Annotated in this window: 19 protein-coding genes; 16 read left to right on the top strand and 3 right to left on the bottom strand. The window is 48.3% G+C overall.

Annotated features, from left to right (window positions below):
* Positions 1–87 precede the first annotated feature (87 nt).
* The 5 genes from ACESLM_RS09515 (at position 88) to ACESLM_RS09495 (ending at position 5291) form a co-directional block, all read left to right on the top strand.
* Positions 88–1350: an MFS transporter gene (locus ACESLM_RS09515; protein WP_372631330.1), complete on the top strand. Its 1263-nt coding sequence runs from the start codon at positions 88–90 to the stop codon at positions 1348–1350.
* A gap of 225 nt (positions 1351–1575) precedes the next feature.
* Positions 1576–2433 carry a sulfurtransferase gene (locus tag ACESLM_RS09510; protein WP_372631329.1) on the top strand — a complete coding sequence of 286 codons (858 nt, stop codon included), beginning with the start codon at positions 1576–1578 and terminating at the stop codon, positions 2431–2433.
* A 171-nt stretch (positions 2434–2604) separates the two neighbouring features.
* On the top strand, positions 2605–3474 hold the full coding sequence (locus ACESLM_RS09505) for a phosphotransferase family protein (RefSeq protein ID WP_372631328.1): 870 nt from the start codon (positions 2605–2607) through the stop codon (positions 3472–3474).
* A gap of 1269 nt (positions 3475–4743) precedes the next feature.
* Complete coding sequence (locus tag ACESLM_RS09500; RefSeq protein ID WP_372631327.1) at positions 4744–5013, top strand: hypothetical protein; 270 nt, start codon at positions 4744–4746, stop codon at positions 5011–5013.
* On the top strand, positions 5010–5291 hold the full coding sequence (locus ACESLM_RS09495) for a hypothetical protein (protein ID WP_372631326.1): 282 nt from the start codon (positions 5010–5012) through the stop codon (positions 5289–5291). Before ACESLM_RS09500 ends, ACESLM_RS09495 begins: the two co-directional genes overlap by 4 nt.
* A 398-nt stretch (positions 5292–5689) precedes the next feature.
* On the opposite strand, the gene ACESLM_RS09490 is transcribed toward ACESLM_RS09495, so the two are convergent.
* Complete coding sequence (locus ACESLM_RS09490; RefSeq protein ID WP_372631325.1) at positions 5690–6205, bottom strand: YbhB/YbcL family Raf kinase inhibitor-like protein; 516 nt, start codon at positions 6203–6205, stop codon at positions 5690–5692.
* Positions 6206–6261: 56 nt separating this feature from the next.
* Between ACESLM_RS09490 and tnpC the strand changes: the two genes are divergently transcribed.
* The 7 genes from tnpC (at position 6262) to ACESLM_RS09455 (ending at position 12732) form a co-directional block, all read left to right on the top strand.
* Positions 6262–7581: an IS66 family transposase gene (gene tnpC / locus ACESLM_RS09485; RefSeq protein ID WP_372631323.1), complete on the top strand. Its 1320-nt coding sequence runs from the start codon at positions 6262–6264 to the stop codon at positions 7579–7581.
* A gap of 25 nt (positions 7582–7606) precedes the next feature.
* Entirely contained in the window at positions 7607–7990 is a 384-nt protein-coding gene (locus ACESLM_RS09480) for a LysR family transcriptional regulator (RefSeq protein ID WP_372631322.1), read from the top strand.
* A complete protein-coding gene (locus tag ACESLM_RS09475) occupies positions 7971–8354 on the top strand; it encodes a LysR family transcriptional regulator substrate-binding protein (RefSeq protein ID WP_372631321.1) in 384 nt (127 codons plus the stop codon). Before ACESLM_RS09480 ends, ACESLM_RS09475 begins: the two co-directional genes overlap by 20 nt.
* Before the next feature lie 85 nt (positions 8355–8439).
* Entirely contained in the window at positions 8440–10041 is a 1602-nt protein-coding gene (locus ACESLM_RS09470; protein WP_372631320.1) for an AraC family transcriptional regulator, read from the top strand.
* A 116-nt stretch (positions 10042–10157) separates the two neighbouring features.
* Positions 10158–11159 carry an ABC transporter substrate-binding protein gene (locus ACESLM_RS09465; protein ID WP_372631319.1) on the top strand — a complete coding sequence of 334 codons (1002 nt, stop codon included), beginning with the start codon at positions 10158–10160 and terminating at the stop codon, positions 11157–11159.
* The gene (locus ACESLM_RS09460; protein ID WP_372631318.1) at positions 11152–11985 is read left to right on the top strand and encodes a hypothetical protein; all 834 of its coding nucleotides are present in this window, start codon (positions 11152–11154) and stop codon (positions 11983–11985) included. The genes ACESLM_RS09465 and ACESLM_RS09460 overlap by 8 nt, the downstream gene beginning before the upstream one ends.
* A gap of 354 nt (positions 11986–12339) precedes the next feature.
* Positions 12340–12732, top strand: coding sequence for a nuclear transport factor 2 family protein (locus ACESLM_RS09455; protein WP_372631317.1), 393 nt, complete (start codon positions 12340–12342; stop codon positions 12730–12732).
* A gap of 652 nt (positions 12733–13384) precedes the next feature.
* Here the strand turns inward: ACESLM_RS09455 and ACESLM_RS09450 are convergent.
* Entirely contained in the window at positions 13385–15298 is a 1914-nt protein-coding gene (locus ACESLM_RS09450) for a stalk domain-containing protein (RefSeq protein ID WP_372631316.1), read from the bottom strand.
* Between the two features lie 588 nt (positions 15299–15886).
* Between ACESLM_RS09450 and ACESLM_RS09445 the strand changes: the two genes are divergently transcribed.
* The 4 genes from ACESLM_RS09445 (at position 15887) to uraD (ending at position 18884) form a co-directional block, all read left to right on the top strand.
* Positions 15887–16714, top strand: a complete 828-nt coding sequence (locus ACESLM_RS09445) for a transporter substrate-binding domain-containing protein (protein WP_372631314.1) — start codon at positions 15887–15889, stop codon at positions 16712–16714.
* A 120-nt stretch (positions 16715–16834) separates the two neighbouring features.
* The gene (locus ACESLM_RS09440) at positions 16835–17485 is read left to right on the top strand and encodes an amino acid ABC transporter permease (protein ID WP_372631313.1); all 651 of its coding nucleotides are present in this window, start codon (positions 16835–16837) and stop codon (positions 17483–17485) included.
* Between the two features lie 11 nt (positions 17486–17496).
* Complete coding sequence (locus tag ACESLM_RS09435; RefSeq protein WP_372631312.1) at positions 17497–18303, top strand: amino acid ABC transporter ATP-binding protein; 807 nt, start codon at positions 17497–17499, stop codon at positions 18301–18303.
* Between the two features lie 26 nt (positions 18304–18329).
* Positions 18330–18884: a 2-oxo-4-hydroxy-4-carboxy-5-ureidoimidazoline decarboxylase gene (gene uraD, locus ACESLM_RS09430; protein ID WP_372631311.1), complete on the top strand. Its 555-nt coding sequence runs from the start codon at positions 18330–18332 to the stop codon at positions 18882–18884.
* 12 nt (positions 18885–18896) lie between these two features.
* Here uraD and ACESLM_RS09425 read toward each other — a convergent pair whose 3' ends face one another.
* Positions 18897–20567 (bottom strand): PucR family transcriptional regulator, encoded by a 1671-nt coding sequence (locus tag ACESLM_RS09425; protein WP_372631310.1) that lies wholly within the window; start codon positions 20565–20567, stop codon positions 18897–18899.
* Positions 20568–20824: the final 257 nt, after the last annotated feature.

Genomic DNA, 20824 nt, shown 5'->3' with positions numbered 1-20824 from the left:
TCCAGGGCCCGTTCCACGTTCTATTATAGATGAGGGCGAACGTGGTATGATAGGGGAATTGGACTTAGATAAAGGAGATAGCGAATCGTGGGCAGACTGGTCTTCTTGGGATGTATCGCATACTTGGTAGTAGGGATCGGGCAACTGGTCGTAGGCACCGTCATGGAGCCGATGGTCGCGGCATACGGGATCAAGTACGGGGATGGCGGACAACTGGTCGTAGGCACCGTCATGGAGCCGATGGTCGCGGCATACGGGATCAAGTACGGGGATGGCGGACAACTGGTCATGAATCAGTTCCTGGGCGGCATGATCGGCATTACGCTTGCTCCGTGGCTGATGGGGCGGATCGGCAAGAAGCCGCTGCTGCTCGGCGCGCTCGGAGTAATGGCCGTCGCAGAAATCATCTATGCGTTTCAACCTTCGTGGAGCGTGATGCTGACGGCGGCGCCTTTCGCCGGATTCGGGTTCGGGACGACGGAAGCGGTCGTCGGCTCTTTCATAATAGGTTCCGCCAAGGGCAACGCGAACGTGGCGATGAGCAGAGTCGAAATTTTCTTCGGCGTGGGCGCGCTGCTGATGCCGTTTGCCGGCGCCGCGCTTATTTCCGGCGGAAACTGGGAAACGGCGTTCGCGCTTGTCGGCGGGCTGGCTCTCATTACGTTGGCGGCTTGGTTGTTCTTCTGGCCGACCATTCTGGACCGTCCCGTCGAGAGCGCGGCGCATTCCGGGACAGGGCTGCGGGGCATGCCCAACCGGGGAAGGTCGTTGGTCGTGCTGGCGGCTTGCTCCGTGTTCTTCGCCGTCTACGTTGGGCTGGAAATGAGCTTCGTGCATTATCTCCCGTCGCTCCTGGTGAACCAGAACGGGCTGTCCGAGTCGTCGGCCTCCCTGTCGCTCAGCTTGTTCTGGGGAGCGATGGCGGTCGGAAGAGTGGTGTCGGGACAAGCGGCCGACCGCTGGGGCGGAGGCGTATATATGCTCGTAACTTGCCTAGCGGCGGCGCTGATCTTCTTGCTTATGGGCGGCTTCAGCGGCACCTGGGCGACTTTCGCTCTCACATGCCTTGCAGGCTTGGCGATGTCGGGGATGTTCGCGATCGCGCTCGTCTTCGCCAACCGGGCCGTGCCCGGAATGACCGAGCGCACGACAAGCCTGCTGATGGCGTTCGGCGGAATCGGCGGGGCGCTGATGCCTCGTCTGACCGGCTGGTTCCTGGACGACTACGGCATGGAGGCGACTCGGTGGCTGTTCGCGGGCTTTGCCGTTCTTATGCTGGCGGTCATCGTATGGGCGCTGCTGTCGGCGAAGGGGTTGGAGCGGGCTAGGGCCAGGGGTGCTGTGAGTTAAGGCCGTTCGCGAAAACGACGGGAGGCTCGAAGAGAAGGAACAAGCGTAGTGCGTGGAGAAGGAAGAAAGCGCGGTATGCTGCAGGTTAAGAAGGGTACGCGAAGTCCTAAGCAAAAACGTGGAGTTCGAAGAGGAACGTCAAGTTTGAAGGGGAAAGCAAAGTTCGAAGGAATTATGTTAGTTATCGTGCAGATTCGATAGTGTATATAAAGGAGACGGTAAAACATGAAATCGATCGTTCCCGTGAAATGGGTGCTTGCGCGCATGTACGAATCCGACTTGGTTATCGTGGACTGCAGGTTTACGCTTGGCAAGCCGGATGCAGGCCGCGAAGCTTACGAAGGGGAGCATATTCCCGGCGCGGTGTATTTGGATTTGGAGCGGGACTTGTCCGCGCCGGTCGAGCCGGACGGGCACGGGGGCAGACATCCGCTGCCGGACGCGGCAACATTGGCGGCACGGTTGGGCCAGGTCGGCATCAGCAATGAGACGAGAGTCGTCGCCTATGACGATCAAGGCGGCGCGATGGCGTCCCGACTGTGGTGGCTGCTGAAATACCTGGGGCACGAGGAAGCGTACGTGATGGACGGCGGGTTCGCCGCCTGGAAGAACGCGGGTTGTCCGGTTACGGCCGAGCAGAGAGTGCTCATTCCTGCTCGGTTCACGGCGACCGTTCAGCATAATCTGCTGATCGAGGTCGACGAGGTTCGCGAATCGCTCGGCACGGGACGATTCGTGCTGGTGGATTCGCGAGAGGCGCCGCGATACCGCGGGGAGGCGGAGCCGATCGATCGGGTGGCCGGGCATATCCCGGGCGCGAGGAACGTGTTCTGGGCCGAGGGCCGGAAGGCCGACGGCACATGGAAGTCCGCGGAGGAGCAGCGCGAACGATTCGCGGAAGCGGGCTTGTCGCAGGACGACGAGATCGTCGTCTACTGCGGCTCGGGCGTTACCGCGACTCCCAACGTGCTGGCGTTGGGGGAAGCGGGGTTTGGCAAGGTGAAGCTGTATGCGGGGAGCTGGAGCGATTGGATTAGCTATGCGGAGAATCCGGTGGCGACGGGAGAAGAAGGAAAGGCGTAAGGCCGCGTTGGACGCTGGTTTGGGTCTGTGACAGGTTGCCGGTTAGTAACCTGTTGCAGCCCTCCTTGGGCTTTTCTGTCAACAGCTTGCAAACACCCCGAGCGAACAAGATACAGGTCAATGTTTCCTGGTTTGTCGCTGTTTGGAATACCATTCATATGGAGGCTATTTATGCTGAAGAACTATGCGCAAAAAATTCTGGAAGTATCCCCAAACCTACGAATCGATTCGGTCATTCTCAATGAAAACGGTCAAAACAACACGGTCATTGAGGTCAATAATGAACTCATATTCCGTTTCCCCAAATATCAACAAGGCATTAAAGAGTTACTTGAAGAAACGCGGTTATTAAAGTACATATACAAGTACATTACTCTTGATATACCAAATCCTATTTATGAGAGCCTCGAATCGCAGACCGTGGGAGAGATATTTGTAGGCTATCGTAAGATACCGGGAAAAACTTTCGACATGCAAGCTTTTCACTCTATGGGCCATGAAGATTTAGATGTGATAGCCAACCAGCTGGCACAATTTTTATTTGAATTGCATAGTATTCCTTTACAAGAAGAGTTCGTCGATCACCACTATGAAAAAAATCAATATAAGTATTGGGAGGACATGTACATACGTATTCAAGAGAAACTGTTTCGTTATATGAGCAATGAGAGTCAAGTACTCATAAGGAAGCATTTCGAGGATTTTTTGAATGATACAATGAACTTTCAATATAAACCAGCATTTGTGCATGGTGACTTCGGTGTGGGAAATATATTGATCGATTATCACCTTCCGAAAGTTGCAGGCGTAATTGATTTTGGCGGATCGCATGTAGGTGATCCTGCTGTGGATGCTGCCGCCATAATAAGCGGATACGGAGAAGATTTTTTGAAACAGATGTACAAATTCTACCCTGATCTTCAAAGCGCTGAATCGCGAATGAGGTTTTACAGGGGCACATTTGCGCTTCAAGAAGCTTTATTTGGTATTGAGAACAATGATGAAGAAGCGTTTAAGAACGGCATATTTAATTATCAATGATCACCCATGTTCAGGAGACATTCCTGCTAACAATCGTCAACAGCCTGCAAACAATGAGTTTGTAACCACAACCCAGCCCATTCACTCTCCGGGTGCTATCTTGCTTCACTTGGCCTTTTGTTGGCGATCCGCTCGGCTTGACCCAGCCACAGTTGGATGCCTCTCCTTGGCTCAAACCATACTGTTCCGCCAGACCCGTCCTTCACGGGCTTCTTGCTCCACAAGTCCTCCCAAACGTAGCCAAGGGGGATCGTTTCGCATGGGCGCTGGCATATCCTTCGAGGCATTCCCGCCGCGCTGATCGGAACCCCTACTTTTTGGCGTCGGAACTATTCGAGCATGGGGGTTCGTAGGGGGATAAGAAGCTGGAGCGACTGGATTTCGTACGACGAGAACCCGATCGCGACCGGAGATGAAGAAAACCCGCGCAAGGAATAGCAGTATTTATTAATAATTACATCGCCATGTGGCCCGCACGCCCCGGCGATGTATTTTTTTATGCTCTGGAGTCAACACGGAGTCAACGAGCGATCCCTGAAAGTACTTACAGAACGGCTCAAATCAGCACCCGCTCGTATCCCCCGTGATGCCCTGTACAAACAGACAAAGGACCGGGACGCCCCACCATAGCGGTGATGCAATCCGGGCCCCCTAAATGCAAATCAACATTTCAAGTGACGAATCAACACTTATTCAACACATTGATAAATTTGCAAACTGTGACACAGACCAGACAAATGGGATTATGCGAATAATTATATATATTTAAATCTCTAAACAAGAGCATCTAATTTTCCTTTTTTTTACTCGTGAAGAAGGACTTACAAGAACAATCCAATGGGAACTCGACCATATCCCAATAGATACAGATCCTAGACATCAAAAAATATCTTACGAAGAAGAAAACGAGATTCTAAAAAAGCTGGGAATACTTTATTAGGTGTCATAATTTAAAGTTGTTGCAAACAACAGCCAACAGGCTGCAAACCATAATGTTGCAGTCAGTTCTAATTGCACCCACCCTTTCAGGTGCTACCTTGCCCTCCGGGTATTCCCGCCCCGCTGCGAACTTTCTGAGCGTAGGGGTACGTGGAGGGATAAGAAGTAGCTCGGATTGGAGCTTTGATTCAGATAGGGTACTTCTTGAGGTGAATTCAGTTGAGTCAACGACATGTGGGGCTTCAAAGGCTAATCAACACGGATTTAACAAGTGTGAGGATAATCGAATTTATGGTACAGTAGAAGCAGCATATGCGGGTGGTGAGAAAAATGGAGAGAGTACAGACTGAAGCCGAATTGTTCGAACATATAGGTCGAATGAACAAAGCGAATTCAGTTTCACAAGTGTATATTCCTGGAAAAGGGACATTTACCATTGTGCTTCAAGAAGAGGATTTACTGTCAATTAGTGCAGAGATTGCTTCCGACCCACGATTGCGTCAAATGATTCAAGACAGCAGGGCTGATTATAAGCTTGGGAATGGGCTGAGTACGAAACATTTCCTTCAATCCATCTCACCTGCGGATTTCGAAAAATGAAGGTGCGACAAGTTGTATGGCCACAACCAGTGAGGAATAAGTTGCTTTCATTCAGAAGTGAGTTCTTTACCTCTGAAGAGACCTTTGATTATATTGTTCAGATCATTCTTGAAACTGAAGACTTGCTTTTAAATCCTGTATTCACTAAACCTTATACTGAGGAATACGGAGAATATGCTGGTTTAATGCGCATTGTTATACGTAAATTTCGCTTTTTTGTAGAGTGTCTAGGAGAAGAAGCGGTTGTAGTTGCTGTTAAATGCCCAGGTGAACAGTAAGAATGTTATTTAATAATTGGGATGCGCTCACATATTGGCGGTGAGAAGCATCCCATTTTAATTGTGCGGTGGTCTTGGAGCCGCTGGCGGTAGGCGGTCGGAGTGCCGAGGATAGTGTATCTTTGCACTATGTCGGGGAGAACGAGTACATGCTCTTGGAGCCGCCAAGCTCGGCAGTTGTAAGACCGAAGAGAACCGAAGGGAGAATAGTTCAAGGTAGAAGTGACATTGTAGCGTTACAACGGTGCACGGTGACCGCGGAAGCTACAAGCTTCTCGTTAGCGAGGGGCGCTGAGGCTCAGAATAAAGTCCGAATACATACAGAATAGATGCGGAATAGATTCTGAGTTCGCCGAGTGTCTTATTTCTTGTCGCGCATTTAACTTTCGAAATGTTTATTATCTTTCAAACGTTGCTACTATTACTGCTCTGCCTAGAGTATGGGTAAACATATTAAAGCCTAGAAAAGCTGGTGTTGCATTAGCCTTAACACCTAATTCCTCAACATCCAAAGCATGAACAATAAAATAGTAGCGGTGTGGTCCATCTCCAACTAGTGGCGCAGCACCAATATAACCTGCAAACGAGGCATCGTTGTTCAATTGAATAGCTCCGTTTGGCAGACCAGAGCCGTTCTCGCTTCCTGCTCCAGATGGCAATTCTGTCACGTTAGCGGGAATATTAAAGACAGACCAATGCCAAAATCCTGATCCAGTTGGAGCATCGGGGTCATACATCGTAACTGCATAACTTTTTGTCCTTTTCGGAGCGCCGGACCATTTCAATTCAGGTGAAATATCTTGCCCGCCGTCTACCCCGAATTTTCCAGAAAGCTGTGGAGCGGATAATACATTATTTTCAGGGATATCCGAACTTGTCACAATAAAGCTGGCTGCTTCAGGTAAATCTTGCAAACGGATTATTTTGCTCTTTTTTCATTTTGAACCTCCATGTTTTATGGGTTTTGTATTTGGAGTTGGTATCTCCTTGCCTCAAAGCAAACAACAGCAGTAAGCCTCCTTCAAGTGACGGATTGCGCAAACCAACTAATCTGCGTCAGTCCGGCGGCAAAAAAGAGGCGCCTAAGGGACATGACGGACATACGCTTCGTCTTAGCCCTTCACCCGATGAGATTATCGTTCACTCGGTATCGACTTGTAATCATTGTGCTCAATCCCTTGATACGGTAGCGGCGCAGGGCTGTATCAAGAGACAAGTATTCGATTTACCTCTTCCCCGTTTGGTTGTAACGGAGCATCGAGCAGAGGAAAAGTGTTGCCCAGCTTGTCATACCCGTCAGCGAGCTGCATTTCCGAACCGGGTTCAAGCCCCTGTTCAGTATGGAGAAGGGTTTATCGCTTGGACGGCTTATTTGAATGTTTATCAGCTTTTGCCTCTAGATCGCATCTCGCGATTGTTTTCCGATCTGACCGGTTATGCGCCTAGCGAAGCAACGCTACTGGCACAGCTCAAGACAATGGCATCCGCTGTAGCGGATCAAGAACCGGTTATTCGAGCGCATCTTCGTAAACAGCCGCTTATTCACAGCGATGAAACACCGATGCGCATGAATGGAAAACAGCAGTATCTCCATACGCACTCCAATGCGGATTGGACGTTGTTAACCCTGCACGAGAGGCGGTGTGGGCCGGCGTTTATCGACATGGATGTGTTGCCTTCCTACACCGGTATCGTGGTTCATGATTGCCTGAATTCCTACTTCAAGCCAGAGTATAAGTTCACACACGCCTTGTGTAACGCACATTTGTTGCGTGAATGCCAAGGGATTGCGGAGCATGATCGTCATCGGTGGGCATCTGACATGAAAGAACTGGTCCAAAGCAGTTGGGTGCTGGCCAAAGAGGCTCGTGCAGCCGGTGTCACCTTGTCGGATAAGGTTCTCACCGAGATTGATCTGCGCTTCGATGCCATTTTGGCACAAGGAAAAACCGAATGGGCCAAAGATGTCGTACGTGAAAAAACAGGGCCTCGCGGGCGGAAATGCAAAAGTAAAGCGGCCAATCTTGGGCAAAGATTCGAGCTCCACAAGGCGTCGATTCTTCGCTTTCTTTACGATGCCCACGTTCCTTTTGACAACAACCGGGCTGAACGAGACATTCGTATGTCAAAAGTGAAACAGAAGATATCCGGTTGTTTTCGCACTGCAATTGGTGGACAGCAGTTTGCCAGCATTCGCGGGTTTATTTCCACGCTCTTGAAACAGCAACTTCCACTTCATGCCTCGCTCGTATCCGTACTTCGTGGACAGTTTCAATTTCGAACTACCTAAGTAGTAACATCGGAGAGAGATAAAAATGGAACTGAGGCACCTGGAGTCGTTTAAGGTTGTTTGCGAACAGTTGCATTTCACGAAAGCGGCGGAACTTCTAAACATTGCACAGCCGACTTTAAGTCAGCAAATCAAAGCGTTAGAGGATGGGATCGGAACGCCTCTGTTTGATCGTATGGGCAAGCGAATTGCAATAACAGAAGCGGGACATATTCTTTACGAACAGTGTATCCAGATTTTCAGAAACTTGGACTATGCTCATGACGCGATTAACGACTTGCGCACGATGCAGCGCGGAAAATTAGTCTTGGGAGTACTACCGTGTGATTTGGATGAACTTTTGACACCCGTCATGATTGAATTCTATCAAGAGTTTCCTAACATTTTCAGTGGCAGTATCGAAAAGTAGTGAATTGTCGGTACGCTCGCAAATATACTTGAAGGAACTCAAAGATTTGAGTCTCGTGTTGTTTCCTGATCATCATCATTGCCGCAAGTTGGTAAATTCCTATTGTGAAGACCAGGGCTTTGATTTAAACCCCATTATCGAAACGTCAGCAATGATTTCATTAAAGCGATTGGTGAAAAATAATATTGGCGGGACCGTTTTGCCCAAACCGCTTTCGCAAACCTGGGATGACGGATTCTATCATATAATAAATTTGGTTGAGCCTACACCCAAACGAGATATTTGCATCGTGTATCGGTCTGACAAATTCCTTGGTCAAGCTGGAAGAATGTTTATTAGTAAAGTAAAGGAGCAATTCACGTAAAACAAAATGTTCAGGTGCTCTCATTACAATGTTTGGTCAAACCAGATACGAAGTTCATCATTCAGCCGGGAGGAGAAGACGGATCATGAATAGATCGGATCTTGTTAGGCAGCTCGAGAAAATATGGTTTTCTTCTGTTCGTGTCTACTCATACCGAAGCATGCCGAAGGTAGTCTGGAAGAAGAGACGGCTTGGCGCTTATATGTTGTGCAGGCTAGACGAGGGGACAGGTTGCCTTCAAGTAAACGGAAGTGTCGTATCTTTTGAAAAGGGAGATTGGATCCTGCTGCACCCTGGTACGATTGTTGAGGGTATTACGCAATCCTTGTCCCCCGCAAGACTGACGTTGCTCCTGTTCTCTTGTACGGGGCTTCGTAAGGGACCGGAAGGCTGGCAAACGATGCAGCCGCAGCTCCCGTTGGAAGGCAAGCTGACAGTAAAAGAGGATTCGCTTGTTATGAAGGATATGACTGATCAGTTGGTTGTTAGGTATAAGAACAGAGACGCTGAAACCGGTATGACTTTAAAATATTTATTGTCAAAGCTACTCATGGCTTTCATAAAAGAGAAAGTGACCGCTGAAGATAAGCGCGAATCGGTAAGGGGTTTGGAGCGGGCTTTGTCGTATATGCACAACCACTTTATGAATGATATCAGCGTTAAGCAATTGGCGGAGCTGGCGAGCTTTAGCGTGAATCATTTTACTAGAGTTTTCAAGCAGCAGTTGAACAGGACGCCCACGGAATATTTGCTGGAGCTAAGGATGGCCAAAGCGAAGCAGCTATTAATCTCCCAAAAGAAAATGAAGAAGGTTGCCGAGCAGGTCGGCTTTCAGGACGAGCATTATTTCAGCAGAGCCTTCAAAAAATCGCAAGGCGTTGCCCCTACCTTATATTTTAAGAACAAATGCCATCGAATCGGCGCTTTGTATTATGGTCTTGATGAGCATTTGATGACATTGGGGCTCCAGCCTGTAACCTTTTTGTCTTATGCGGAACGGGTATCCACGACTTCCATCGAGCCTGGAGCGGGTCACGGTCAGGGCACAATGAGGCTGAGCAGTTTCGCGCCTAACTATGACAATCTGATGAGAACGAAGTCGGATCTGTTATTGACAAGCGACCGATTGGAGAAGGATGAGACGATCAGCCTTATTGCGCCTACGGTTACACTGTCACATTTCGATAACGGAGGCAAGGTGCTGGAGCAGATGGCGGCCTTATTGGGAAAGGAACAGCAAGCCGCGGAATGGATTGAACGCTACACGGAACGCAAAGAAGAGTTGAGCAGGGCTATCCATAAGCGATGGGGTAAGCAGAATGCTTACTTTATACGCGTTAGTTCCGGTTATTATCGGGTGTACGGCAGCAGGAATCAGACGGGAAGCTTGCTTTATGACGATTTAGGATTATCGGTGCCTTCGCCCAATATGGAGGGCAAATGGGCCGCGGACATATCATTAGAAGAGGTGCCTCTGTATAACGCGGATCATTTATTTCTGATGGTTGATCCAACAGAAGAGGCCAGGGTGCGGCTGAAGGAACTGGTGGAATCCGAGCAATGGGCTGCCATTGACGCGGTTCGGAGTAATCGGGTTCATGACGCGGGCGATTTGATGTTTAAGGCATTAGGATCTTCCGGCAGAATGGGGGCAATGAGTCGCATCGCTGCTCAGCTTGGCCTGTAGGATGGTGAATTTGTCCAAGTAAAAAGAGTGAATGAATCCATTGTTAATCCTACCGGGACTTACTAATATTTATCAATGAGAATGATTATTATTATATTTCGGAGGGAAATAGACAGATGCAGAGGAACAAAATCGCAGTCGTAATCGGTATGTTATTCATGATGATCCTATTGGCTGCTTGCGGGAGCAATAGTGGTACCGAAGGCAATGACGTGAACGCAGAGAGCAATACTAACGGTGGAGAAAACGTCGTCTCGAGCGAACCGGCGACACGGACGATTACTCATCTGAGAGGCGAATCGACCGTTCCTGTCAATATTGAACGCGCGGTTGTACTGTCGGCCGCGTATATCGACCATCTTCTGACGATTGGCGAGAAGCCGTATGCCGTTAACGTAGAGCTGCGCTATGGCGGAGATTACCCGGCTTATTTGGCGGATCAATTGGAAGGCGTTCATCTCGTCGGGTCTGCGGATAGCCCTAATCTCGAAGCCATTACCGAGCTGGACCCGGATGTCATCGTCATCGAGAGCAGGACAGCCGATGAGGTGTATACTCAGCTTGAGAAGATTGCGCCTACCATTGTACTAGGCACGGAGTGGCTGGATTACGAGGACGATACGACGTATTGGACGAAAGATTTGTTGAAGATCGCGGAGCTGTACGGCAAGGAAGATGCAGCTAAGCAGAAGATCGCCGAGCTTGAAGCGAAGACCGCGCAAGCGAAGCTAAAGATTGATGCCCTCGAAGATAAGCGGCTTGCTTACCTGCGGGTAAGAGACAAAACGGTTCAGATTTATGCCCAAACCGGCCATCCAATAAACTCGTTCCTGTATCACGATCTTGGATTTGTGCCTACTGCGCTTACCCCGGAAAGTCAACGAGAGGATATCTCGTTGGAAGTCATTCCTCAGTTGGATGCGAACTACCTCGTGTTGGAGGTCGATCCGAACGGGCAAGAAAATCTGAAGACGATCAAAGAGAGCTCGCTTTGGAAGCCGGTTCCCGCTGTGCAGAAGGAGCAGGTGTTCGAAACGGATTCCTACTGGTTATTTAAAGGCTGGGGCGTTATTGGAAGAGGGCAAATCATCGACGATCTGATGAGTTGGCTTGATTAGCAAGGGAATGAATGGGAATGGTGGGCCGCCGCTTGCGCAAGTGCAAGCCGCTATTGCCTTTCTGAAGATCCATAGCCGTACAACGCTGCGAGGGGAGACGGAATCGCCCTATCCGTTCTCCGTCTCGGAGTTGTTGGACGCGAAGGCGCGTGAAGCTATTCTTGGATTACAGGCTTACCAGTTGGGAGAACCTGAGTCCGCTGTTGTAGGGACGTTGTTCGCGAAACGGTATTCCGTGTTTTGTATGGGGCTGCTCAGTGCCTTTAGCTTATTCGATCTTCGGTTGTCTTCCTCTCCGGACGTTGTAAGATTTCGTATGACCACGGCTGCGGCGATGGAATACGAGACAGAGATAATGACTCCCGTTATACTCCCAACAGAGCATATGAACGAACGAAAGGCTAACGTAGCTGCTTATTCGGCTGATTTGCAGCAGCATCTGGAGCCCGTTTTTCAATCGGTGGCGGCTCATACAGGAGCGAATGTTCAGGTGATGTGGTCGCTCGTCTCGCACAATTTGCAAACCATGTACGCCCGTGTAGAACGTGAACCGCTTATTTGGCAGACGGATGAAAGATTGAGGCTCATCCGAATGGACCGGGATACGATCTTTGCGCCGCAAGCCGGCAACCGGCTTGCGCTTAAGTTTCGCTGCTTCCAGCATGTTTCCCTCGAGCAAGTTCCGTTTTTACTGCGGAAGCATTGCTGTCTCGCTTACAAGTTGACTGCTCATGGCAAGTCGGAGGGGTATTGTGGGACTTGCCCCAAATTAAGCCTTGAGGAGAGATTACTACTGTGTAAAACAAAGTATGGAAGGAGAGGTTGAGCGATGTGCGGGCGACGATACAATGGAGCCAAGAAAACTCGTTGCTCTGAACATGCTCAAAGTTCCCGATCTGAAACCACTTCCAGAGCATATCCGACAGATGGAGCGACTGGATCTCGTATGAGGGGAATCCGATTGCGACGGTGGAAGAGGACAAGGCGTAAGGCCGCGTCGGACGCGGGTTTGGGGGCTGCGACAGGTTGCCGTTGGGCAGGCTGTTGTGGCTCTCTTTTGGTTGTTCCTTCAACAGCTTGCAAACAAGAGGTCAAAGTTCATACTTCTGTTATAAACCTGATGGTGATGAAATGATATACTCATTTTGGAAAGAACAAAAAAGTTAAGGAAGGTGCTCGCATGAAGTTGGAGATGGTGAAGCGATTTTTTGAATTGAATGAAACTTTCAGTATCTCGGAGCCTGACTTCAAGCCTTTACTTCATCCAGAAATCGAGCAAACCGAATTCCCGAATTTTATTACTCCCGGTGTGGTTGTAAGCGACTTTGAGGTACTCATGCAGCGAATACCTAATGGAAAAAAGCTTTTGAAAGAACAGAAGTACGATATTCAGAGGGTTTACGAAGCAGGAGAGACCCTGATCACGGAAGTGATCTGGACGGCCGAGGTAGGAGCGGATGTTGGCGTGTTTAAGACTGGGCAGCGGCTCAAAGCGTATTTCTGCTGCCTCTTCGACTTCAAGGATGGCAAAATCTATAGACAAAGGAATTATGATTGCTTCGAGCGCTTTTAGCGGTTTATCCCGTACTCGACGAGGAATGAATCTGCAATTTGATTGCAAACAACATTCAACAACCTGCAAACAATAGCGTTCCAGCCCATCCACCCTTCCGAGTGCTACCTTGCTTCATTTGGCCTTTTGTTGGCGATCCGTTCGGCTTGACCCAGCCACAGGTGGAGACGTCCCCTTGGCTCGAACCATACTGTTTCGCCAGCCCGTCCTCCACGGGCTTCTTGCTCCACAAGTCCTCCCAAGCGCAGCCAAGGGAGGTCGTTGCACATGGGCGCTGGCGTATCCTCCGGTGCATTCCCACCGCGATGATCGGAACCCCTACTTTTTAACGTTGGAACTATTCAAGAATGGGGGTTCGTGGGAGGATAAGAAGCTGGAGCGATTGGATTTCGTACGAGGGGACCCGATCGCGACAGGGGAAGAGTAAGAGCCGAGAAGCCGCGCCGGACGTGGGTTTGGGGGCTATGACAGGTTGCCGATGGGCAGGCTGTTGTGGCCCTCTTTTGGCTTTTCTGTCAACAGCTTGCAAACAAGAGATCAAGCATATGCTCGAAGGGAAAGCATGCCCACCCAAAGTCCATGCCAGACCGACCCATACCGCAAATCCCGCCAGTTGATCGTCAGTATACATAACCAGGTAGATAGCCTAATTTTATTTGAAAAAGCTGGAGGAGGTAATTTTCCAGCGACCATCTGCTCCTAGCTTAACTTGGTAATAATAAGATCTCTCTATATCTATTGACGGGGTATCGTTACCATCGTATTTTTGATTATGTTGAATGGTTTCGACATGATATTCATTCTTTTTTATTTTGGTTGCCTTGATGGATTTAACATCAATAATCCACTTTTCTGAACGATACAGTGTTTTTAGTGCAGGAGCTTTCTCACCCAAATGGCTTCCTTTAATATCGAGTTGATCATTGATGAGCGGCTCTTCTCCTTGCTCAACTAGCAGAAGGAATCTTCTCACAGCATCGGTCACAAGTTGATTTTCGGATCCAAGGCGCACTTCATTTCTAAGCTTATCCCATTCCATTTTCAACCCTAGCATTTGAGCGATCGGTTGTATCGGAATGTATGTGACTCCGTTGATAATTTGCGGCGCGACGTCTAGCTTTAGGGGTTTCCCGTTTACTTCAACAATCGAATTGCCTGTCTGAAAACGAATGGTTTTACCGTTACTGCTCTTGCCGATGATCCATTTCTTTGATGAGTCCGATTGTACAGTCAGATGAAGACCCTCAAACAGTGAGCGATAAGGTACTAGAAATGTCGAAGACTTAACGATGGGCTTATTTCCTAGCGCAATAGGTTTGCCGTTTAATAATACATTTTCATGACGCTTACTGATGAGGAAGAAACCAAAATTGGCGGTAACTCCATATAAATCGCCTTGAGCATCTAACACGAGCGAAGTCCAATCCTTGGAGGCATGAGAGAAGTTGCGTATTAACTGAAATTTCTCATTGCCTTTTGCGTCCAATCCATAGATGTTGCCCTTTGAATCCGAGAAGAAAAGGTTACCATCAGGATCGGATGTAAGATTTGTTGGGGGGCCAAATTTGCTTAATTTGTAGGTCCATTTGATTTTGCCTTGCAAGTCTTTGGACTGAATCGTAGACCCCTTGACAATGACATAACTCCCCTTTGACCAATAGCTTACTGTTCGTAATGGATAATAGTTTTCCCACAATTTTTTACTATATTCGACTACTTCCTCAGGGGTTAGATATTGATTGTCTACTTCTACCAATCCCTCTTCGTTCACAATGAGTTCGAAGTAACTATTTTCATTGTATTCATATCTCACGATTTTGTAGGGCTTTGAACTCAGCAGTTTTCCATCCGCACTGATCTTTAACTCGCGATCTTTGGTTCTGACAAGGAGTATCCCATCTAAGTTCGAATCCATGAAGTAAATGTTTGTACTTATATTCGATAGTATTTCTGGTTTAACAATTATACCTTCATTAAACACCCATTTTTTATGTCCGTTCTTGTCATAAGATACAATTCCGTCCAATTGAATTGTGATTATATTTCCTTGAGAATCCTCGATAAAAGGAGATACCAAATATGAGCTGATGCGATAAGCGGAAAGGGTAAAGAGTGCTGTTCCTGTCCTGTCATATATGATTGCTGATGAAGGGAAAGCATACTGGATATCCTCTCCTCCTTCAATTTGGACTGTACTCTTATATTCCGTTACCACGCTCATGAATCGACCAGATTGTAGTTTATGCAATACGGCATCTGGCTCTTTTTTAAACGACCAAGTCCTCTCTCCTCGGGAATTAAAGGCATAATATGTATTTATATTATGACTATTGGTATAAACACCGAATGAATCTATTGGGTACTCCAAAAGGGAAACAGAGGGAATCGTCCATTTCCATTCGTATTCCCCATCTGTTCTAAAGACAGCTTTATCATTCGTTCGTTTTCCATAATTGTCGAAGACAGTTGCAGGAAGAGTAGTTTCTTGCTTTTGTGTTAAAATGGTCTGCTTTTCCGCCGCAGGGCAAGTCAAACTGATCGGATATACACCACACCTACCGCCCAAGCAGCTCTCTAAAAAGCCAGCGTAGGACAGACAGGCCGCTTGCTCGAAAGTCTGCGATACGCGTGGTCCAGTCTAGCCTGCGTTGATCTTTGGCAGTCATGAGATAACCTCCATGTTGAAGATAACCTCATGATCTCATAGTCGATTCATTTTGTTGCCGGCCTGATCGAAAATATTACGCACGATGTAATTATTGGTCACCCAAATAAAACGCGTATAGTTAACATAAACAATGCTGTGGTGGATTTTTAGTCACTCTGAACATTGTAACGGCTATTAATGGGGTGTTAACATGTGAGTGTGAGCACATAGATGTTAATAAACATGTCATAAAACATCTAGGACTGCAGCGGAAATGATCAAATTGCGTTCGGTGTGTGTTATGTTTTTCTGCGGAAGGGAGGAGCTTTTTGAGTGATTCAGAAAGTATAAAAATCGCTATCCTTTTCTGAATCACCTCCGACAAAAACTCATTTTGCGTCTAGAGGACGCCAAAGGCGTTTTGCTTGGGGTATTGGAACGGTAGATTGGATAGGGGTGCAGCTATAAGAAGCAGGGCGATTAATTACAAATAGAGGAGTGCGAGAAATGAAAAAAATAAGCTTGATTATGATGATTTCTGTGTTGCTGATTATTACTGCGTGCGGGTCAACGGCAACGGTAAACAAGCCGATTGAACCAACAACATCGTCAGAACCAACGGGAAGTACAGCAGAGAATACTCTGGAACAGATTAAAAAACGGGGCAAATTCATCATCGGAACTACCGGTACCTTTCGTCCTATGACCTTCATGAACGAGAAAGGCGAGCTTGACGGTGTGGATATTGAAATTGCAAAAACAATTGCCGAAAAGATGGGCGTTGAGGCGGAATTCGTTACGGGTAATCTTGCAGGGCTGATCCCGGGATTGAACGCAGATAAATACGATGTGGTGATGTTCAGTACAACTATGAATGAGGATCGAAAGCAGGTTATCGATTTTTCAGAAAAATACGCTTCTCTCGGTACAATAGCTGTAGTGAGGGAGAATGATGACAGAGTCAAGGATGTCACGGATCTGGACGGTTTTGTTGTTGGTGTCATTGGCGGTTCAGGCTCGCAAACCGCAGCTATGGAAATTGGCGGATACAAGGAGCTTAAGGAGTATCCTGGACATGCCGAAGCGATATCCGATTTGAAATCGGAAAGAATAGATGTTTATGTAGCGGGAAGCATCGCCGCTTATGACTTTATCCAGAACGATACGGGTGATAAGAAGCTTAAAGTGGTAGGGGAATTGTATAAAGAATTGGATATAGGCGTAGGTATCCGTAAAAACGATGCGGAATTAAAGGCTTTTATTGATTCGGTCATTTTGGAAATGAAAGAGGGCGGCAGATTGGGAATGCTGTTGGACAAATGGATTAAGGAATAAAGCAACGTTACTTCTTCAGGAAGAAGGCAATATCCGATCGCGAGGAGCGAGACGAATGTCGGCTTTCCTGAAGAAGCCCTGCCGCTAAACTCAAGAAAAATCTGAAATGAGTGATAGTCTATGAACTGGGACATCATCGAGAACTATTGGCCCATATATTTACAGGGCGCCTTTACGTCATTCCGCATCTCGATTTCTGCCATTATCTGCGCCACCATTATCGGCTTCTTTATTGCGCTGATGCGTTTGTCCAGTTTTCGGTTGCTGAGAAGCATCTTTTTTGTATATGTGTGGATCTTTCGCGGAATTCCAATTATGCTTGTGTTGTTCTGGGTCTATTATGCAACGCCATTCGGCATTAAGCTAACCGCCTTTGTTGCTGGGCTTACCGCGATGTCCATGACTTCGGCCGCCTTCAAATCCGAGATCATCCGTGCAGGACTCATGGCCGTTGATAAGGGTCAACAAGAGGCTGCGGAAGCGGTCGGTATGAATCCGTGGCAGAAAATGTTCCGAATTACGCTGCCGCAAGCGGTGCGCATCATCTTGCCGCCTTACATTAACAATTCTGTAATCATTCTGAAGGAATCGGCGCAAGTGTCCATCATTACCGTGCCTGACTTGATGCTGGGTGTTCAGCGGGCTTATAACAGCACCTACAGCGTGGCTGAAACTCTTGGGGTTGCCGGAGCTATCTATCTAACTATGACAAGCAGTCTCATGCTGTTTCAAGCCTTCGTGGAGAAGAAGCTGAGAATGAATAAGAAGTAGAGGTGAAGGCGATGATCCGGATTCGCAACTTAAACAAAAGATTCAAAGACAAGGCGGTACTGCGCGATATCAATCTCGACATTGAGGAAGGTCAGGTAGTCACCATTATCGGTCCGAGCGGTGCGGGGAAAAGCACGCTGCTGCGATGCATCAACATGCTGGAGGTTCCTTCGGAGGGCGAAATTTATGTAGATGACAAACCTGTGTATTATAGAACCAATTCCCATGGGAGGCTGAGCTTTTTATCAAAAATAAAGCTGACTTGGCTGCGCGTACAGGTGGGCATGGTGTTTCAACAGTTCCATCTCTGGTCTAATAAAACGGTCCTGCAAAATATTATCGAGGGTCCCTGTACGGTAAAAAAGATGTCTCGCGAGGGGGCGGAGGAAAAGGCAAAAGAACTGCTTGAGAAAGTGGGCTTGCTTGAAAAGATCAATGAATATCCATCCAACCTATCCGGCGGGCAGCAACAAAGGGTTGCTATAGCTCGCGCGTTGGCGATGGAGCCGAAGGTGATTTTGTTCGACGAGCCGACCTCGGCGTTGGACCCCGAACTGGTTCATGAGGTTCTGGATATTATGGTGCGGCTTGCGAGCGAGGGGATGACCATGGTGGTGGTTACTCATGAGATGAACTTTGCCAGGAACGTTTCCACTCGAGTATTATTTATGGAAGATGGCATGATCACCGGAGATGGTAAACCAAACGAATTGTTTGGTCATCCTAATCCGAGAATGGTACAGTTTTTGAGAAATCTGGAACCCATGAAGAGTGAAGATCCCTCCAAGTCCATTACCGACGTGAAAAGTGCAATTTGAAACCATTTATTTCGGAGGTATCGTTTGTGATAGAAGAAATCAATGCTTTAGGCAGTCATGATTTTGTCGAGTGTTTCGGTTCTTTGCTGGAACATAGTCCGTGGATCGTTGAAGCTGCAGCGGACCTCAGACCTTTTGCCGATCTTGAGGCTATGCACGCCGCACTGATGAGTGTAGTGGAGGCTGCCGGCCCTGAGAGGCAACTGGCGTTCCTGCGCGTGCATCCAAGGCTGGCCGACAAGGTGGCTATGGCTGAAGGCTTGACGGAAGCGTCGGCAGCCGAGCAAGCGTCAGCCGGGCTTGATCGTTTAAGCGCCGAAGAGTTTGAACGGTTTCATGAATTGAATTCGGCTTACGATGAACGCTTTAACTTTCCTTTCATCATCTGCGTGCGGCTCACGAACAAGGAGGGCATCTTGACAGCTATGGCTGAGAGGTTGAACAACAGCTGTGAAGAGGAACGGCGTACAGCGTTTTCAGAAGTGGGAAAGATTGTGAATCTGCGCCTTAAAGATGCCGTTGATTCGATGGTTAACCGTAACCGTCGAGGGAACGACCGCAAAAAAATGGCAGAAGCCTGATTGGGACTATAGTTAACGTGGAGAACGTACTTCTCCCACAGCCTTCAAAAGCGGCTCTACGAGGAAGGCGATACGGAACCGCAAGCTGTCTTCAGGCATTCCGAATTGTCGTCCCGTTAGATGTTTAAGCTTATCGAGGCGGTAGAGAACGGTGTTGCGATGAATGTACAGTTGTTTGGCGGTATCCGCGATTTGACCGTGATTTTCCAGGTATGCGGACAACGTTTTCAATAGCTCGCGTCTCTCTTTCTCCTCCAGCCCCTCCAACCCGGCGAACGTATCCTCATAGAAGCTCAGAAGCTCTCCTTCGGGCACTAGCCGGAATAAATCGATCAATTCTTTACCTGTGTAAAATTGTACGAAGCGGCTCCGCTTGGAGCGGTAGCCGTATTGCAACGCTTCGACCGCTTCTTTGAAACTGACCGGGCAATCGAGTAATTTGGCGACGGGCTTGCCGACCCCAAGGGATACGGAGATGCCGGAATTGCGCTCGATCCGGACGATTGCCTGCTTGAGCCGTTCCTCTAGCTCCGCGGGTATTTCCATCTCGTTCTTTGCCATGGACGTGACGAGGACGATCGCGTCGTTCTTATTGAATATAGCGAAAGAGAGGCCGGTCTTCTGGATCTCGCGCTTGACCATCTCGTATAACCTATCTCTCTCCGCAGAACCCCTCTCTTCCTGAATCGACGATACCCCTATGCCGCCGGAAGTAACCGGATCCCGTTTAAGGACGATGCAAAACGAGAGGCAACCGTCAGTTAACCCGTATTTTTTACCGCGATGCAGCACTTCCTGCTCGGACGTGAAGAATCCTTCGACCAAATCGGTGAAAAATTCGTTTTTATAGCGTCGCGAGCGTTCCTTGACGGCTTGTTTCTTCAATAGCTCGAAGCGAATAACGTTTACTGCCTGCTCGACCGCGAGCTTCGGCAGCGGATTGTCTTGCTTCTCGTCGGCGAACGCGATCAGGAAGGCTTGGAGTTGTACGGTCTGGATCGGGTGGACGACCAATTGGCGGAACGGTAGCTGTCCGGGCTCGAGAAGGTATAGGTTCCCGGTCGGTTCGTGCGGTAAATTCAAAGACAGCAGCTCCCGGAGCGGCGTGATCGTTTCCGAATAAGGAGACTCCCTGAAATGGGGAGAGACCGCTATCGAATTCAAGGAGGGGTCAAGCAGCAGCACTGGGGTGCCAAGCAGCTTCGATAACGATGATACGATTTCTGGTATGCCATGGCCTTGAACCACGAGATTCGTGAAATTACGGTGGCTCTCTAGGGAGTATTTGAGCTCCTCGGTTCTCTTCTCGAGGATACAGCTAACGGAATGGTGAAGGACTTCCCCAAGGGTGTGATCCAGAGGAAGCTCGATAATCGGAAAATGAAGCTCGTTGGCGAGCCGAATCGCCTGATCGGGAACTTCGGTCAAGAATCGTTTGGTTTTGATGGCGATTCCCGCGCAACCTACCCGGCTCATGTTGGAGACGAGGGTTTGAAGCGCCTGGGGGTCGTCTTTCATAACGTACGCCGTCGTTAGGAGGAGTTCACCCGGCTTGAGAAAATGGATGATGTCCGGGGCATCCATGATATTGACCGATTGAACTTTCTGCGTTAAACCCTCAATGCCTGCAACAATCCGTGCGGTTGCGAAAATCGGTACCTTCAACAAATCCAAGAGTATCATATTGCCCCACCTCACATGCGTCATTAATTCTAACATCAAATATAACATATTCCTCCTATTCATGAAGGTTATTTGTTTATAACAGCTAACGAGTTCATAAATCTTTGTATATTTTGTTTAATGACATTGTTATGCTCGCCCATTATGATGTAGAAAGCGAAGGTGCCTGTAATGAAAAATGACATGTGGATTGCCTGAGATGCATACTTGAAGTCCAAGGTGTGAAGAAAAGCATCCAAGCCTGGTGAAGTAATCTA

It is taken from the genome of Cohnella sp., from assembly GCF_041641335.1.
GTDB lineage: Bacteria > Bacillota > Bacilli > Paenibacillales > Paenibacillaceae > Cohnella.
This window is presented reverse-complemented; position numbering and strand designations above follow the sequence as displayed.